Source organism: Algibacter aquimarinus (assembly GCF_039543265.1).
Classification (GTDB): Bacteria; Bacteroidota; Bacteroidia; order Flavobacteriales; family Flavobacteriaceae; genus Algibacter_B; species Algibacter_B aquimarinus.
Genome location: NZ_BAABJK010000002.1, coordinates 278,621 through 295,769, shown reverse-complemented (window position 1 = coordinate 295,769; position 17,149 = coordinate 278,621). Strand labels below are relative to the sequence as shown.

At 34.6% G+C, this 17,149-nt stretch carries 9 protein-coding genes; all 9 read left to right on the top strand.

Features of this window, described 5'->3' with window-relative positions:
• The first annotated feature begins 25 nt into the window (after nt 1-25).
• The 9 genes from ABD939_RS01155 to ABD939_RS01115 all read left to right on the top strand — a co-directional run bounded on the left by ABD939_RS01155 (nt 26) and on the right by ABD939_RS01115 (nt 17,074).
• Complete coding sequence (locus ABD939_RS01155; protein ID WP_345163505.1) at nt 26-2,497, top strand: family 78 glycoside hydrolase catalytic domain; 2,472 nt, start codon at nt 26-28, stop codon at nt 2,495-2,497.
• A gap of 19 nt (nt 2,498-2,516) precedes the next feature.
• The gene (locus tag ABD939_RS01150) at nt 2,517-5,786 is read left to right on the top strand and encodes a family 78 glycoside hydrolase catalytic domain (protein WP_345163502.1); all 3,270 of its coding nucleotides are present in this window, start codon (nt 2,517-2,519) and stop codon (nt 5,784-5,786) included.
• Between the two features lie 27 nt (nt 5,787-5,813).
• The gene (locus tag ABD939_RS01145) at nt 5,814-6,518 is read left to right on the top strand and encodes a 3-keto-disaccharide hydrolase (protein WP_345163498.1); all 705 of its coding nucleotides are present in this window, start codon (nt 5,814-5,816) and stop codon (nt 6,516-6,518) included.
• A 98-nt stretch (nt 6,519-6,616) separates the two neighbouring features.
• Nucleotides 6,617-8,167 carry a sulfatase gene (locus ABD939_RS01140; RefSeq protein ID WP_345163495.1) on the top strand — a complete coding sequence of 517 codons (1,551 nt, stop codon included), beginning with the start codon at nt 6,617-6,619 and terminating at the stop codon, nt 8,165-8,167.
• 2 nt (nt 8,168-8,169) lie between these two features.
• Nucleotides 8,170-9,258: a PKD domain-containing protein gene (locus ABD939_RS01135; RefSeq protein ID WP_288956391.1), complete on the top strand. Its 1,089-nt coding sequence runs from the start codon at nt 8,170-8,172 to the stop codon at nt 9,256-9,258.
• A gap of 18 nt (nt 9,259-9,276) precedes the next feature.
• Entirely contained in the window at nt 9,277-10,233 is a 957-nt protein-coding gene (locus ABD939_RS01130; protein ID WP_345163488.1) for a hypothetical protein, read from the top strand.
• A 64-nt stretch (nt 10,234-10,297) separates the two neighbouring features.
• Nucleotides 10,298-13,540 carry a glycosyl hydrolase gene (locus ABD939_RS01125; RefSeq protein WP_345163485.1) on the top strand — a complete coding sequence of 1,081 codons (3,243 nt, stop codon included), beginning with the start codon at nt 10,298-10,300 and terminating at the stop codon, nt 13,538-13,540.
• A gap of 28 nt (nt 13,541-13,568) precedes the next feature.
• Complete coding sequence (locus tag ABD939_RS01120) at nt 13,569-16,334, top strand: family 78 glycoside hydrolase catalytic domain (protein ID WP_345163482.1); 2,766 nt, start codon at nt 13,569-13,571, stop codon at nt 16,332-16,334.
• 47 nt (nt 16,335-16,381) lie between these two features.
• Nucleotides 16,382-17,074 carry an SGNH/GDSL hydrolase family protein gene (locus ABD939_RS01115; protein ID WP_345163479.1) on the top strand — a complete coding sequence of 231 codons (693 nt, stop codon included), beginning with the start codon at nt 16,382-16,384 and terminating at the stop codon, nt 17,072-17,074.
• Nucleotides 17,075-17,149: the final 75 nt, after the last annotated feature.

Sequence of the window (17,149 nt, the reverse complement as noted above, 5' to 3'; positions counted from 1 at the left end):
AAAAAAATAAACCAAAAAATATTCAATGAAATTCCAGATACTTTTAATCACATTACTTTTTTTCATGGTACCAAGTTTAAAAACGCTTGGGCAATCCAAAGAAAATAGTATCAGTTGGAATCAAGCAAAATGGATAGGTTACACAGAAGACAATCGTTTAGAAAATTGGGCAGCTAGAGATTTGATGCGAAACCAGCCACCCATGGATATTAATACATGGGAACCCACCGAAAAAGATCTAAAAGTAGTTCGACGTAAAACACATCCATCAGTACTTTTAAGAAAGTCGTTTTCTATTGAAAAAGAAATCGCTTCGGCTGAAGTTGCTATTTGCGGTTTAGGACTTTACGAATTGTACCTTAATGGAAGTAAGGTTGGAGACAGAGTGCTTGACCCTGCACAAACTTCATACGAAAAACGAGCATTTTTTGTCCGTCATGACGTTACTAAAACTCTCAAAGAAAATAATAGTCTCGGAATTATGTTAGGCAATGGCTTTTATGGACAAAATATGGCCTTTTCACCAAAACTTGTTTACGGGAAACCTCTTGCCCTTATGGTTTTGAATATTTCTTACGCAGATAGTACAAAAGAAAGTATTGTAACCGATGAAAGTTGGAAAGCACACAGCAGTCCTATTCTTTTTGATAATATCTATCTTGGTGAAACCTATGATGCTAGAAAAGAAATAGAAGATTGGAGTAAGTCCGCTTTTAATGATACATCTTGGGACACTGTAGAGTTGATGGATGCTCCAACTGGTAATTTGTTAGAACAGCAATTAGAACCAATGCGTAAAATTCGTAAAGTTGACCCTGTTGCTATTCTTCCAGCAGAAAAAGGCTGGATAATTGATATGGGTAAAAACATGACAGGTTGGTTACAAATAAACGTTGAAGAAAAAGAAGGTACCGAAATAAAAATGCGTTTTTCGGAACATTTAATGCCAGATAAACGAAGTATTGACCCTGCATCTACAGGAATTCATGTTACAGGGAACACGCAAACTGATATTTATATATGCAAGGGGGATGGTGTTGAAACTTGGGAACCTCGTTTTACATATCATGGTTATCAGTATGTACAAATAGAAGGTTTAAAAAATAAGCCTAAACTAGATCAATTTACAGGTTGGTTGGTACGTTCAGATATAGAAAGAATAGGAACTTTTAAATGTTCTGATGAACTTATCAATAGTTTTTATGATGTATCCATGCTAACCATAGAAGATAATCTTCAAGGTTTATTGAGCGATTGCCCTCATCGTGAGCGTTGTGCGTGGATGGGTGATGCTTATGTTGTTGCAGAAGCGGCAAGTTTTAATTTTAACTTAGAGCGTTTATGGCAAAAAACAGCAGATGATATGCAAACCGTTTTGGGTGTTTCTAAGGCTCATTTTAGAGATCCTTTTCCTTATGATAAACGAGCTCCTTCTAATGTTTCCGTTGGAAAACGATTAAACCTGCAGGCAAGACCAGATTGGGGAGCCGCTACAGTAATGATTCCCTACTTTTCATATATCTATTATGGAAACACAAGTATTGTAAAAAAGTCATGGAATATGATGGAAGGTTGGATGGGGTATTTAGATGAAAAAGTACAAGAAGACGGAGTTATAAACGGCGGATATGGAGATTGGTGTCCACCAGGTGGGAATCCAAATATGGATACACCACCAGCACTTACTTCTACTGCATTGTATTATCAATCATTAGTTGCCATGGAAAAAATGGCTGTTTTATTAGGTGAAAAAGACAACGCTTCAATTTATAAACAAAGGGCAAATACTGTTAAAAAGGCATTCAATACTAGATTTTTTAATAACGAAACGAATTCTTACGGTTCTCAAACCGGAAATGCATTTGCATTGTATGCTAATTTGGTTAGTGATGATAAAAAACAATGGGTTGCCAACCATTTATCAGATCTTATTATGAATGATAAAAAAGGTCATTTTAGTACGGGTATTTTTGGTCATCGTCCTTTATACACCATATTAAATGACTACGGGCATAGTAAAGTTACAAAGCATTTATGGGGAATTACAGATTACCCAAGTTTAGGTTTTGTTACCAAAGAACACAATTTAACTACTTGGCCAGAACATATAGCCAATTGGGATAAAAGAAAACGTTACCACAGAAACTCATTCAATCATCCAATGAATAGTGGTTTTTCGGCTTCTTTTCATGAAAGTTTAGGAGGCATAAGACCAAATGAGAATCACCCAGGATTTCAAAAGTTTTATTTAAAGCCAACGTTTTTAGAAGGTTTAAAATGGTGTGACGTAGCCTATAAATCACCTCAAGGAGAAATTAAAAGTAATTGGAAAAGAAATAAATCCAAAATATCGTGGTCTATTGTAATTCCAGAAAATTCATCAGCTCTTGTGCAATTACCTGCATACGAATCAAAACAAATCAAACTAAATAAAAAAAAGGTTAAAAGCAATACGTTTGAATTAACTACTGGTAGTTATATTATTAACATACAATAAGATAAAATTTAATACTAAAATGAATACATTATTAGGTTTAGCAAGAAAAAAAACACTCTTTAAAGGATTTTGTTTATTTATAGTTTTTACTTGGCTTGGAGGATGTAAGTCCTCCACTATTTATATTGAAGATCTACGTTGTGAATATAGAGTTGATCCCTTAGGTATCGATAATACGAGTCCTAGATTGAGTTGGAAGCTCGTTGAAGCTAATCAGACTAGAGGGCAAAAACAAACTGCTTATCAAGTTTTAGTAGCAAGTACTTTAGATGCTCTAAATAATAATAAAGGTGATGTATGGGATTCCGGAAAAATTGAAAGCAATTCATCTGTTAATAGTACATATGATGGAAAATCGTTAGAATCTGCGAAGCAGTATTTCTGGAAGGTCAAAATTTGGGATGTTTTAGGAAATGTTTCTAAATGGAGTAAACCGGCCATGTTTTCAATGGGATTGCTAAAAGAATCTGATTGGAAAGGTGATTGGATTTTAAAAGAAGACCAGAAAAAAACCGACCATAACTGGTATCGAAAGAACTTTGAATTAGAGGAAGATGCTACTTCAGCGTTTTTATTTGTGGGCTCTTTTGGGTATCATGAAGTTTATGTAAATGGAGAGAAAATCACTGACGATGTAATGAATCCGGTATCGTCTTACATGAAAAAAAGGATTCCATATTTAACATATGCTATTTCAGATAAACTTAAAAAAGGAAATAATATAATCGCCATTTGGCATGCTGCTGGTTGGGCGCGTTGGAGACGTATTGCAGAGTACAGAAATATTCCTTTTGTATTTAAAGCGCAAGCTGAAATTGAAGCTGGTGGAAAACAACTAACTCTAAAGTCTGACACAAGTTGGAAAACTAAAAAAAGTTATAGTTCTTATTACGGAGATTGGGATGTTTTACGTTTTGGTGGTGAAACTATTGACGACCGAAAAAGAGAAGATAATTGGTGTGCTGCCGATTACGATGATAGCAAATGGGCTTATGCCAGTGTCTACAATCATGAAGTTTTAAACGAAAAAATTGCGAAAAGAAATAACATTAGTTTTGCTCTAAATAGCAATAAAAACAAAAGGGTAAGAGCTAAATACGGTAAAATTAAAGCTGTTTTAAGTGCACAAATAGTAGAACCTCAGGTTAAGTTTAAAGAAATTAAAGCAATTGGGGTAAAGAAAATAGATAACAGCACCTATTGTATTGATTTGGGTGAAAACTATACAGGTTTCTTTGAAATGGATTTATATAACGGAGCTGAAGGTGATTCCATTCTAATTGAAATTAGTGACCAAGAGGGGCAAACATCATCTTGGAATCAAAAGAGTAAATACATATATGGTAAGTCAGGTAAGGGAACATTTAAAAATAGATTTAATGTTGCTGGCGGAAGATGGGTTACCGTTTATGGATTGAATTACCAACCTAAAGCAACAGATGCAAAAGGTTATGTGGTAACAAACAACCGTAAGCAAATTAGTAAGTTTGAATCGTCAAGCGAGCAACTCAATCAAATTTATCAGATAAACCTAAATACATACTTAGCGAATACTATGGATGGTATTTTAGTGGACTGTCCGCATCGCGAACGCCGTGGATGGGGAGAAGTTACTGTGGCTGCTATGTATGGTGATGCCTTGCCTAACTTCGAAAGTGGTGCTTATATGGATCAATATCTTCAATATACTCGTGACGCACAACTATCTGATGGTCAGATAAGGGGAGTGATTAATGAACAAGACCGTCCGTTTCTGATGTGGAAAGCTAACAATCCATTAACTGTTTGGGAAACATATAGAATGTTAGGCGATAAAAAAGTACTTGAAGATAACTACGCTTCAATGCAAAAATGGATGCAATGGATGCTAGATCATTCTAATTATGAAACGGGAGGTGCTATCAAAGCAGGAAAACAGGGAGCAAGAGAATTTCCTGGTTTAGGAGATTGGTGTACACCTCGAGGAAATTTTTGGACAAGTAGTAACTCACCAGAAGCATTACATTTTAATAATTGTGCCTATGCATATATGTTGCAATGTGCCTATAATATGGCAAAAGCTTTGGGTAAAACTGAAGATGAAAGGGAATTTGCTAATCGATTAAAAGTACAGCAAAAAGCGACTCATAAAATGTCATACAACCCAACAACGGGAAAATATTTGGATGGTATACAAGTGAACCAAGCCTTTGCATTACTAACGGGTGTAACCCCTGAGAAAGAAAGAGAAAAAGTTACTGCACAACTTGTAAATAATGTCTTGTATGATTTTCCTTATTACGATACAGGAAGTTCTGGTCAGGCACTTTATACAAGATATTTTATTGAATCAGGTGAACGTATGGATTTAATTTATGAATTACTAAGAGACAAGCATCACCCTAGTTATGGTTACTTTTTAGAACAAGGTAAAACCGTTTGGCCAGAACGTTGGTCTGCTATTGGTAACAGTCAAATACATACGTGTTATACTGGAATTGGTGGGTATTTTGTTAAAGGTTTTGGTGGAATTCGTCCAAACCCAGAACAATTGGGGATGCAAAATATGATCATAAAACCAGCACCAGTTGGCGATTTAACTTATGCAAATACAGAATACCAATCTATGTATGGAAATGTAGTTGTGAATTGGGAAAAAGAAGATAATGGTGCAACATTTCATATTGAAATTCCTGTAAATACAACTGCAAAAGTGTATTTGCCAGCCACAAGTAAAGAGGTTGTAAATGAAAGTGGTGCTGTGGCTGATGAATCTGAAAGTATCATGTTTTTAGGGACAGAAAAGAATAAAGCTGTAGGGAACTATGTTATTTATGATGTTGTTTCAGGTGTTTATGATTTTAAAGTAGATGAATTGCCTGAAACTCAATTTCCAAAACCTATAGAAAATCAAAAAAATCTTTCTAAAATAGGAAGAATAAATGCTTCTTCTATGTTTATTAAAACGGAAAAGCTACCAGTTTTTGAGGCATTTAGAGTTAATGATGAAGATGAAGAAACACGATGGTTGGCCACTGAAACTAAAAATCAATATTTAGAAGTAGAGTGGTTAAAACCGCAAACGTTTAATCAGATTATTGTGGATGAATTTGAGAATAACATCACTTCTTATAAATTACAATATTGGGAGAATGGTGTATGGAAAAATATTTCTAAAGAGACAAATTGTGGGGTAAATAAAAACCATCAATTTAATGCTGTTAAATCAACAAAATGTAGGTTGTTTATTTTGGATTCGAAACAACCTCCATCGATAAAAGAATTAAAAATTTTCCACAAGCAAGAATAATCAACCTAGTTTCTAAATATAGTCTTAATGAGAATAGCCAAACAATTTTTTATGCTACTTAGTGCAATTTTATTGACACTAAATACTTTTGCTCAAAACAACCAAAAAAGTAAAACACGATTCATAAATACTGATAAAGAACCGAAGATTAAGAGTAGAAAATTCAAATCACTTTTTGATGGAAAAACATTAAACGGTTGGTCAACTAAACAGGGTACTATGAAATTTGAAGTGGTAAATGGAGAAATTGTAGGAACCTGTAGTAAAGGACCAAGTACTTTTTTATGTACGGACAAAGAATACAAAGATTTTATTTTTACTTGTGAAGTTAAATGGGAGGTGGATGGAAATACCGGTGTTCAAATTCGATCAAGAATTAGAAAGGATGATAACATTGATAAGGTAATTGGACCACAGGCTGAAATGGAAGATTTAGGCAAAAAAGGACGAGGTTGGTCAGGTGGTATTTATGGACAAAATTGTGGTGGTTGGTTTTATCCTTTAAAAGCTCCAGAACATGCTCCTTTAAAAAATGCTATCGATCGTAATGATTGGAATAGATTGACTATAAAAGTGGAAGGGAATGTTTTTAAAACCTGGATAAACGGTTTACCCGCGGCTCATTGGATCGATATAAAAAATGAATTTCCAAATGGATTTATCGGATTGCAAGTTCATGGAGGTAAAAAAGGTATTATCCATTGGAAAAACTTAAAAATTAGAGAGCTGTAATTATTGATAGAAGCACTGTCAATGAACTTAAAAACAGAAAGTGTAATTTTAAAAGAAGTAATTAACACCTTATAGATACAATTAAAAGACAACTAGTGATGAAAAAAATAACAGCCCTTTTACTATTTAGTTTGGTGTTTATGGCAACGAAAGCACAAAATACGAACAATAATAAAATGAATATTGTGTTTATTTTAGCAGACGATTTGGGATGGGCAGATGTAACACTTTACGGAAAAACAAAGTTATACGAAACACCAAATTTAGAAAGATTGGCGGCTCGTGGAGTAACGTTTTCTCGTGCTTACGCAGCAAGTCCATTATGTTCACCAACAAGAGCAAGTATTTTAACAGGACAAACACCCGCAAGAACAGGAATTACTTCTCCTGCGGCTCATCAACCTAAAGTACAATTAAAAGCATCAGTACCTCAAAAAGCGGCACCAAATTTTAAATCAGTTGCTTGTAAACCCGTAACAAGATTGGATACGCTATTACCAACACTTGGAAAATTGTTAAAAGCTGATGGCTACAATACAGCACATTTTGGTAAGTGGCACTTGGGTAGAGAACCGTATACACCTATTCAACATGGTTTTGATGAAGATATTCCACATTGGCCTGGGCCAGGACCTGCAGGTAGTTTTGTAGCGCCTTGGAAATATCCAAAGTTTAAAGCAAAATATAAAAATGAACACATAGAAGATAGAATGGCAGACGAAGCTGTAAACTGGTTACGCTCACAAGATTTAAGTAAACCATTCTTTATGAATTACTGGCAATTTTCGGTTCACGCACCTTTTGATGCCAAAGAAAGTTTGATAAAATATTATCAATCTAAAATAGATTTTACAGACTTACAACATTCACCAACCTACGCTGCTATGGTACATTCTTTAGACCAAGCAGTTGGACGATTATTAGACGAAATAGATAGATTAGGAATTAGTGATAACACAGCTATTGTTTTCTTTAGTGATAATGGAGGAAACATGTACAATGGAATCCGAGAGACTTCGCAATCTGGTGAAGAATTTATCACTGAACCTACAAGTAATCGTCCTTTACGTGGAGGTAAAGCTACAATTTATGAAGGAGGAACAAGAGTGCCTTGTGTAATTGTATGGCCTAAGTTGACAAAGCCAGGTTCTAGGTCGGATGTTATGATTCAATCCACCGATTTTTATCCAACCATATTAAATCAATTAGGAATTGCATTACCTATAAAACATAAGATTGATGGTGTAGATATTACAAAAGCGTTAAAAGGCGATACTCAGGATAGAGGACCAATCATTACCTATTTTCCACACAATCCTAAAATACCAAATTGGTTGCCACCATCTGTTTCTGTACATGATGAAAATTGGAAGTTAATTCGTGTTTTTAATAATGGAAAAGATTTTGCACATCAATATTTCTTATACAACCTAAGGCAAGATATTGGAGAAGTACACAATCTTGCAGGAAAATATCCAGAAAAAGTAAAACAATTAGACGCCATAATTGAAGCGCATTTAAAAGACGCTAATGCTGTTTTACCAATTATAAATCCTGCATTTGATCCAGAAAAATATCATCCAGAAGATATAGGAATTCAAAAAGGAGGACTGCGTGTTGCGAAAAGAGTTGAACATAATAAAAAATAAAAATGCGTTTACTGTTTTGTTTTGTATGGATTTTAGTTTTTGGGTTTGGTTTGTTAAAATCTTATGCCCAATCTAGTCGTGATACGATTTATCCCATATTTCAATTTCCGCAGAACAAAATACCAAGAATAGATGGAGATTTTTCTGATTGGAATTTAGTCCCAAGCACCTATGCCATCGGTCTGGATCAAATGAAAGAATCTATCAATGGTATTGGGTTTAATCTTGATGCAAAAGATTTGGATATTACAGTTAAGGTGGGATGGGTAAAAGACTTGAATAGATTATATTTCTATCTTGAGGTATTTGATGATTTCTGGGAATTTGAGCAATTGGATATTAGGCAAGATATTTTTGAATTGGTGGTAGATGCTGATGTCTCTGGAGGTAACTTTATAAAAAAGTGGAACGCCAACAAAAGAAATATTCCAATTGAAGAACTACATTTTAGAGGACATGGAGCACACGCGCAGAACTACCATGTTTTCATTCCTGCTGTAAATAAAGATTGGGCTATGGTTTGGGGAAATACGCCGTGGATTAAAAATTTCCCTTATGCCAATTCAGCTTATAAGCACAATTTAGAGCAAGGTAAATCAGGTAAACTTCAACTGGAATTTTGGATAACGCCATTCGACTATGCCGCTATTGAAGGCATTAATCGTTCTGCAGTTTCTACCTTAAAAGAAAATGAAATTATTGCAATGTCTTGGAGCGTTCTTGATTATGATGATGACAATAAGGAAAGAAAGGATTTTATAAACCTAGCACATAATATTAAAATGATTCATGATGGCGACTATATGAATGCATTCAGATTAATGCCATTGATAAAACCCTTGCAACCAAAATTACAAGCTAATTGGTCTTTTGTTGAGGTAGATAGAGACAGGCGTATTTTCGCATTTAAAGATGAATCGTTGGGTATCATTGAAAAATGGACATGGGATTTTGGAGACGGAACTACCTCTAAAGAACAGAGTCCAGTTCATCAATACAAAACTGCAGACCATTGGACTGTTGTCCTCACTGTAGAAAATAAAGATGGAAAATCAATACATTCAAAAGTTTGGGATGTGGTTACTAAATAAGTTGAACTAATTTTTACTATGATTAAATTAAACATATATGTTATTCTACTGTCGCTTTTGGCGCTTTCTGATCATTCCTATGCACAAAAAGATTCAGCCCGAATCAATTCTGCTATTCCAACTTTTATGGAATTGAGTAATGACTCACTTCGTTTAAAATTAGATTTAACAAGAGGAGGTGCTATTGCTTATATTTCTAAATCAGACGTAGATAGAAATATTGTAAATGTTCATGATGAAGGTAGGTATATTCAGCAATCTTATTACGGAGGTAATATAATTAATAGGCAAGAAGAAGGTCAGAAAAAAGCATGGTCGCCTTGGTCTTGGAATCCCATTCAAGTGGGTGATTGCTATAAAAATCGAGCAGAAATTCTAGAATACAAACAAGAAGGAAATACATTGTATGTAAAATGTATTCCTATGTTGTGGGATATGAAAAATAAACCTGCAGAAGCAATCATGGAGCAGTGGACAACATTAGAAGGTAATGTAATTAAAGTTCAAAATAAATTATCCTGTCATAGAACAGATACTATTTATGGAGAAGGAAAATCACATAATCAAGAATTACCTGCAGTTTACCCAATATCAGCCTTAAATAATTTGTATTCTTATTTTGGTGATAAACCTTTTACGGGAGAACCAATCAATAAACCAAAAGTAGTAAACTTAACAAGTGGTTTTTGGGGAAAATATAAAAATAATATGGTTACCGAAAGCTGGATGGCTTTTGTCGACGATAATTTATGGGGAATGGGAGTTTACACACCAATCTCTACTAATTTTTTAGCAGGAATGTCTAGAGACCCAGGTTATGAAGCTCACGACAGAGCAACATCGTATATGGCACCATTAAGCAAAGCAACATTTAATAAAAATACAGTGTATGAGTATACTTACTATTTGATAGTAGGTGATTTAAATGACATTAGAAAAAATGTTTATAATTTAAATCAATCAATAAAAGAATAACAATTCAAAAGAGTTAGTAAAACCAATTTCGCATATGTTTTTAAAAAATAATTTAAAGTTTTTGATGTTATCATCAGTATTGTTTTTAGGCTTATTGTCATGCAATAGTTCTAAAAATACAGAAGTAGAAAAATTTAATTACGAAATAATAAAATCAAATTTTGCAAACCCAACAGAAGAAAACAACCTCTGGTGCTATTGGTATTGGATTAATGATGATATTTCTAAATCAGGTATTACCAAAGATTTAGAAGCCATGAAAAAAGCGGGAATTGGTGGTGCCTTAATTGGTAATATTAACCCAGCTCGTAAAGACGGAAAAGTACCTATGTTAAGTGAAGAGTGGTGGTCACACATGGTGCATGCTGTTGTTGAAGGAAAACGAATTGGTGTAGATATAGGCGTTTTTAATTGTCCAGGTTGGAGTCAAAGTGGGGGACCTTGGGTAGATTCTGAAAAAGCAATGCGTTATTTAACCTTTAGTGAAACGAAAGTTGAAGGAGGTAAGTTAGTTAACGTTAAATTAAAACAGCCAAACGAAAAATTTCAAGACACACATACGTTAGCTTTTAAAACATCTGAGACAGAACAAAAAAGTACACAATTCATCCCAACCAAAGTAACTGCCAATTGGAATGATGTAGATGTAAAAGCACTAATTGATGGAAACACAGAATCAGACACTCGTTTTGAGGTTCAAGGAAAGCAAGCTTTAGAAATAACTTTTACTTTAGATGAAGAAATAAAGGCACGTTCTATTTCATTAACACCCAGTCAAGATTTTAAGTGTAAGGTAGAATTATCTGCTATTGTAGATGGAAAAGAGGAAGTAATCAAAAAATTCACTTTCGACCGTTATAAAAGCACTCCGAATGTAGGACCAATTTTAAAAGGTGCTTATGCTACAATATTACCGGAAGTTACATCTCAGCAATTTAAGTTGAAGTTCAGTCAGTTTAGTTCTCGTAAAAAAACATATGGATTTGCTGAAATTACGATTTCAGAAGCTCCAATACTAGATAAATACATCGAAAAACAGTTGGGTAAAATGCACCCTACACCAAAGCCAAAATGGGATACTTATGTTTTTAGCAGGCAAGAGGAACTTCAATCTAAAGAATTAAGTTTAGATCCAAATCAGGTTGTTGATATAAGCGATAAAATTGATAAAAATGGAAATTTAAATTGGAAGGCACCCAAAGGAAATTGGATTGTTTTACGAATGGGAATGTCGCCTACAGGAACTAAAAATGCACCAGCTGCACCTCAAGGCGTAGGGTATGAAGTTGATAAAATGAATAGCAAGCTTGTCCAATATCATTTTGATAATTTCGTGGGCGAATTGTTAAAACGCATTCCAGAAGAAAGCAAATCTGCCTTTAAATATGTGATAGCAGATAGTTATGAAATGGGTTCTCAAAATTGGACTGACGATTATGAAGTAAAATTTCAAGAAAAATATGGCTACGACCCTGTAAAATATTTACCTGTACTTTCTGGTAGAATTGTTGGAAGCGTAGAAGAATCAGAGCGTTTTCTTTGGGATTTACGTCGCTCTATTGCCGATGATGTAGCGTATGAGTATGTTGGAGCTTTAAAAAAAGCAAGTAATAAACACAATTTGAAAACCTGGTTAGAAAATTATGGACATTGGGGCTTTCCTGGAGAGTTTATGATGTATGGTGGGCAATCCGATTTGATTTCTGGAGAGTTTTGGAACGAAGGTACATTGGGTAATATAGAATGTAAAGCCTCTTCATCAACGTCTCACACATACGGAAAACCTATCACTTCTGCTGAAGCGTTTACATCTTCTCGAAAAACGTACCTTAGGCACCCAGCCATGTTAAAAAAACGAGGCGATTGGTCGTTAACAGAAGGTGTCAATCATTTTGTCTTGCACTTATACATTCAACAACCAGACGATAATCGTAAACCAGGAATGAATGCTTGGTTTGGTACAGAATTCAATCGCCATAATACATGGTTTAATCAAGCCGATACTTATTTTGATTATTTAAGACGTTGCCAACATGTGTTACAACAAGGTAAATATGTAGCAGATGTGTGTTATTTTATTGGAGAAGACACGCCAATAATGACGGGCGGTCGTGTTCCTGAAATTCCAAAAGGCTATTCGTATGACTATATCAATGCCGAAGTAATTCTAAACAGATTGTCTGTAAAAGATGGACGTTTTGTGTTACCAGATGGTATGTCTTATAAAGTTATGGTGTTGCCACCTTTTAAAACCATGCGACCAGAACTGCTAAAAAAGATAGAAGAGTTGGTGCAACAAGGAGGAGTCATTTTAGGACAAAAACCTGAAAAATCGCCAAGTTTACAAAATTATCCAGAAAGCGACGAAATCGTTAAAACCATTGCTAACAAAATGTGGAGTGGTACCTACAATCAAGGTAAAATGGATAAAGCATTAGGTAAAGGTAAAGTGTTAGACGGTTACGAATTATCTGAAGTCTTTGAAAAGCTAAAATTAGCAGAAGATGTGAACGTTTCTGATGATGCACCTGTGTTATGGACACATAGAACTACGCCAGAAATGGATATTTATTTTATCACAAATCAAAGTGATGAAACCATAGAATTATCTCCAGTTTTTAGAGTGCGTAAAGATTTGAAACCACAACTTTGGGATGCAGTTAGTGGAGAAATCAGAGCATTACCAGAGTTTGAAATCACGAAAACGGGAGTAAAAATACCTTTACGATTAAAAGCGGCTCAGAGTTGGTTTATTGTGTTTACTAAAGATAATAAGTTATTAGAAAAATCGACGAGTACAGAAAATTTCCCTGCATTTGAAACAGTAAGCGAATTGAAAAATCCGTTTTCAGTAGATTTCTCAAATAAGGAAATCGGTCCTAAGGAACCTATCGTTTTTAATACTTTAGAGGATTGGTCTACATCAGAAAACGAGCAAATTAAATATTATTCCGGAACAGCAACGTATACAACCACTTTTACAATAGACAAGCTTTCAAAAAATAAAGCGTTTTATTTGAATTTAGGAAAGCTTTCTGTGATGGCTAAGGTAAAACTAAATGGAAAAGATATGGGAGGGCTTTGGATAGCGCCTTATCGTTTAAACATTTCAAAAGCACTAAAAAAAGGAGAAAATCAATTGGAAATAGAAGTGGTTAATTTATGGCGAAACCAATTGATAAAAGACAAACAACGGTCAGAAAATGAAAAATATACTTGGTTAGTTATTGATGATATCAAACCGAAATCAAAATTACAGCCTTCGGGATTGTTAGGTCCGATAAGTATTGAAACGATTAAACAATAATAAATAATACACACAAATATAAAATAACATGTACATAATTTCGAGCAATAGATTGGTAACAGTCATACTGGCAATACTATTTTTGGTTTCGTGTTCTTCAGTTCAAAATACTATTCCACCACAGGAGTTGGTAGTAAGTGAGCAATTTAAAAATCCAATAGGTTTTTACGATGCTACACCTTCTTTTTCTTGGAAACTACCACAAGATAAAAACATCAAAAAGCAAACAGCTTATTCTATTGTAGTTGCTTCTAAACCAGAACTACTGCCAAATAATGCTGATTTATGGGAAAGCGGAAAAGTGGAAAGTGAGCAAACTCTATTTGTCAAATACAAAGGAAAAAAACTCTCTTCGCGACAAAAAGTGTATTGGCAGCTAAAGTTTTGGGATCAAGATAAAAATGCTTCAGCTTGGAGTGAGGTGGCTAACTTTGAGTTAGGACTACTTCATAACTCCGATTGGCAGGCCAAATGGATTAGCTTGTCAAAAGTTGATAAAGCAAAGTCGCCAAAAACGAATAAAACCTCTTATAAAGTACAGTACTTGCGAAATGAGTTTACTCTTGACTCTAAAATTGAATCTGCTAGATTGTACATTACGGCAAAGGGACTTTTTGAAGCTAAAATCAATGGCAAAAAGGTTGGCGACGATGTAATGGCTCCAGGTTGGACCCCTTACAATAAACGCATTGAAACGTTAACTTATGATGTAACAGATCATTTGCAAGATGGTTCTAATGCCATTGGAATTGCTCTGGCAGAGGGCTGGTATGCAGGTCGATTAATGCTTAGAGGCTATCCAAAAGTTTCGCCCAAAGTAATGTGTCAACTTGAAGTAAAATATACCAATGGTGATGTTAAAACCTTTATTAGTGATGAAAGTTGGAAAGCTACCCAAGAGGGAGCAATTGTTTATGCTGGAATTTATGATGGAGAGCAATATGATGCACGAAAAGAACAAAAATCTTGGTCGTTAACATCATTTGATGATGCAAGTTGGCAAAAGGTAGTTGCTGGAGATATAGATGCACAAATTAGTTTGACACCTAAGCGACACAATACAGTTAAATCTGTAGAAGAGTTAGCTCCAATTGCTATTACAGAGATTGATAAAGGTGTGGTAATTTTTGATATGGGACAAAATATGGTGGGTGTACCGCGTATTAAAGTGCCAATGGATAAAGATGGAACCTTAAAAATACGCTTTGCCGAAATGCTTCAGCAAGATGGACGTATGTATACTAAAAATTACCGAGGTGCAGTTTCAACCGATTATTATACCGCTAAAGAAGATGGACAAATTGAATATCAACCAACATTTACGTTTCACGGTTTTAGATATGTAGAGTTGAGTGGTTTTAATGCAAATGCTACACCAGATAAATCGTGGGTAATAGGTGTTGTGCAACATTCTGATTATAATTTGAATGTTGAGTTTAACTCGTCACACGAAAAACTAAATCAACTACAAAGCAATATTATTTGGGGATTAAGAGGTAATACACTTGATATACCAACCGATTGTCCGCAGCGCGATGAAAGAGCAGGCTGGACAGGAGATGCTCAGGTAATTGCACCCACCTCGTTTTTCTTAGGTGATGTGCATTCCTTTTGGATGAGTTGGTTGCAAAGCGTACGAAACGATCAAGATGAAGATGGTGCGGTGCCTGTAATGGTACCTTCTTTAGGTGGTAGACTTAGAGCTGGAGCTGGTTGGAGTGATGTGATCACTATTGTCCCTTGGGAAACTTACCAACGTACTGGTGATGTAGGTGTTTTGGAGGAAAACTATGCAAGTATGAAAAAATGGGTAGGATTTTATCAGTCAAATGCTAAAGACCATATTGTTAAAATGTTTACACATGGCGATTGGTTGCAACCCTATTCAACACACAAAAGAGATGAGCGATTTGGTGTAACCTCAAATAAGCTAATTATTACTGCCCATTATGCACATTCTGTTAATCTAACTGCTCAAGCAGCAAAAGTGCTAGGATTTAAGTCTGAAGCCAAAGAATATGAGCTTTTATTTGATGCAATTCGCGATGTATTTCAAAATAGTTTTTTCGATACTCAAGGACGCATTATTGAAGGTCCTGAAACTCAAACCGCTTATTTATTAGCCTTAGCATTCGATTTGTTGGATGATGAATTAGCGCAAAAAGCAGTACCTCATTTATTGGAACAAATAAAACTAACCGATAACCATTTGCGTACCGGTTTTTTAGGTACACCTTTATTGCCTCTGGTACTTGATAAAATAGGCGAGACCGACTTGATGTATGAAATTTTGTTTAAAGAAACCTACCCATCTTGGTTCTACTCCATAAATCAAGGGGCAACTACTATGTGGGAACGTTGGAATAGTTACACCCATAAAGATGGTTTTAACAAAGGTGGTATGAATTCTTTCAACCATTATGCCTACGGAGCTATTGGTCGTTGGATGTACGAACGCATTGCGGGTATTAAACCTATTAAAGTAGGCTACAAAGAAATAGAAATTGCTCCTATTCCAGGCGGCCCTTTAACGTCTGCGGCAGCTACTTATAATTCGCCTTATGGCAAAGTAAGTTCAAGTTGGAAAATAGTCAATAAGCAATTTAATTTAGATATAATAGTACCTCCAAATACAACTGCTCAAGTTTTTGTGCCAGGAAATACACAAGAAAGCATTAAGGTAAACGGAGTAGAATTTGATAGTAATTCAGATATAAAATTAATTAGCAAAACAAATAAAGCTTTTGTTTTTCAGGTAAACCCAGGAACATATTCATTTGAAACGAATTATTAAAAAATACATCTTTTAAAATGCTTAGAAATCATATCATATTTTGTTTGATGTTTCTTTTTTATGGATTTGGTTTTGCTCAGGTTGTAGAAATCGAAAGTAAAAAAGATCAAGATTATTTATTGGAAATTAAGAAAGAACTTAATGTAAAGTGGCCAAATAATAGAACTATAAATATTGTTTTTCACGGGCATAGTGTGCCTTCAGGGTATTTTAAAACACCTGTAGTTAATACCTTGTCTTCTTATCCGTATCAGGTTTTAAGGAAAATTAAAGAAGAATACCCCCATGCCGTTGTAAATTCTATTATTACTGCAATTGGAGGAGAAAACTCTGTAAAAGGAGCCGAAAGGTTTGAAAATGAAGTTTTAAATCTTAACCCTGATGTTCTATTTATAGATTATGGCTTAAATGACCGAAAGATAGGATTAAAAAAGGCAAAACGAGCTTGGGAATACATGATAGAAAGTGCTTTAAAGAATGACATTCTTGTTATTTTATTAACACCCTCACCTGATAGTAGGGTTGATTATAGTAATCCTGAAAATAAACTATGGCAACACGCTAATCAAATAAGAAAACTAGCTGAGACTTATAATATAGAGTTGGTTGATAGTTATAAGGCTTTTGAGTTTTTATATTCTAAAAAGAAAAAACTTAAAAAGTATATGGCACAAGTAAATCATCCTAATGAAAAAGGACATGAGTTGATCACTAAAGAAATTATGAAACACTTTAATTAGGTATATATGGGTTGTAAAAAGATTTTAGTAAAAAAAGAAAATACCTGGAATTTAATATATCTATGGCTTTGTTTG

Coding starts and splice junctions, on each gene's coding strand:
- ABD939_RS01125 (WP_345163485.1), top strand. CDS start 10,298: ATGTTATCATCAGTATTGTTTTTAGGCTTATTGTCATGCAATAGTTCT.
- ABD939_RS01140 (WP_345163495.1), top strand. CDS start 6,617: ATGAAAAAAATAACAGCCCTTTTACTATTTAGTTTGGTGTTTATGGCA.
- ABD939_RS01155 (WP_345163505.1), top strand. CDS start 26: ATGAAATTCCAGATACTTTTAATCACATTACTTTTTTTCATGGTACCA.
- ABD939_RS01115 (WP_345163479.1), top strand. CDS start 16,382: ATGTTTCTTTTTTATGGATTTGGTTTTGCTCAGGTTGTAGAAATCGAA.
- ABD939_RS01120 (WP_345163482.1), top strand. CDS start 13,569: ATGTACATAATTTCGAGCAATAGATTGGTAACAGTCATACTGGCAATA.
- ABD939_RS01130 (WP_345163488.1), top strand. CDS start 9,277: ATGATTAAATTAAACATATATGTTATTCTACTGTCGCTTTTGGCGCTT.
- ABD939_RS01135 (WP_288956391.1), top strand. CDS start 8,170: ATGCGTTTACTGTTTTGTTTTGTATGGATTTTAGTTTTTGGGTTTGGT.
- ABD939_RS01150 (WP_345163502.1), top strand. CDS start 2,517: ATGAATACATTATTAGGTTTAGCAAGAAAAAAAACACTCTTTAAAGGA.
- ABD939_RS01145 (WP_345163498.1), top strand. CDS start 5,814: ATGAGAATAGCCAAACAATTTTTTATGCTACTTAGTGCAATTTTATTG.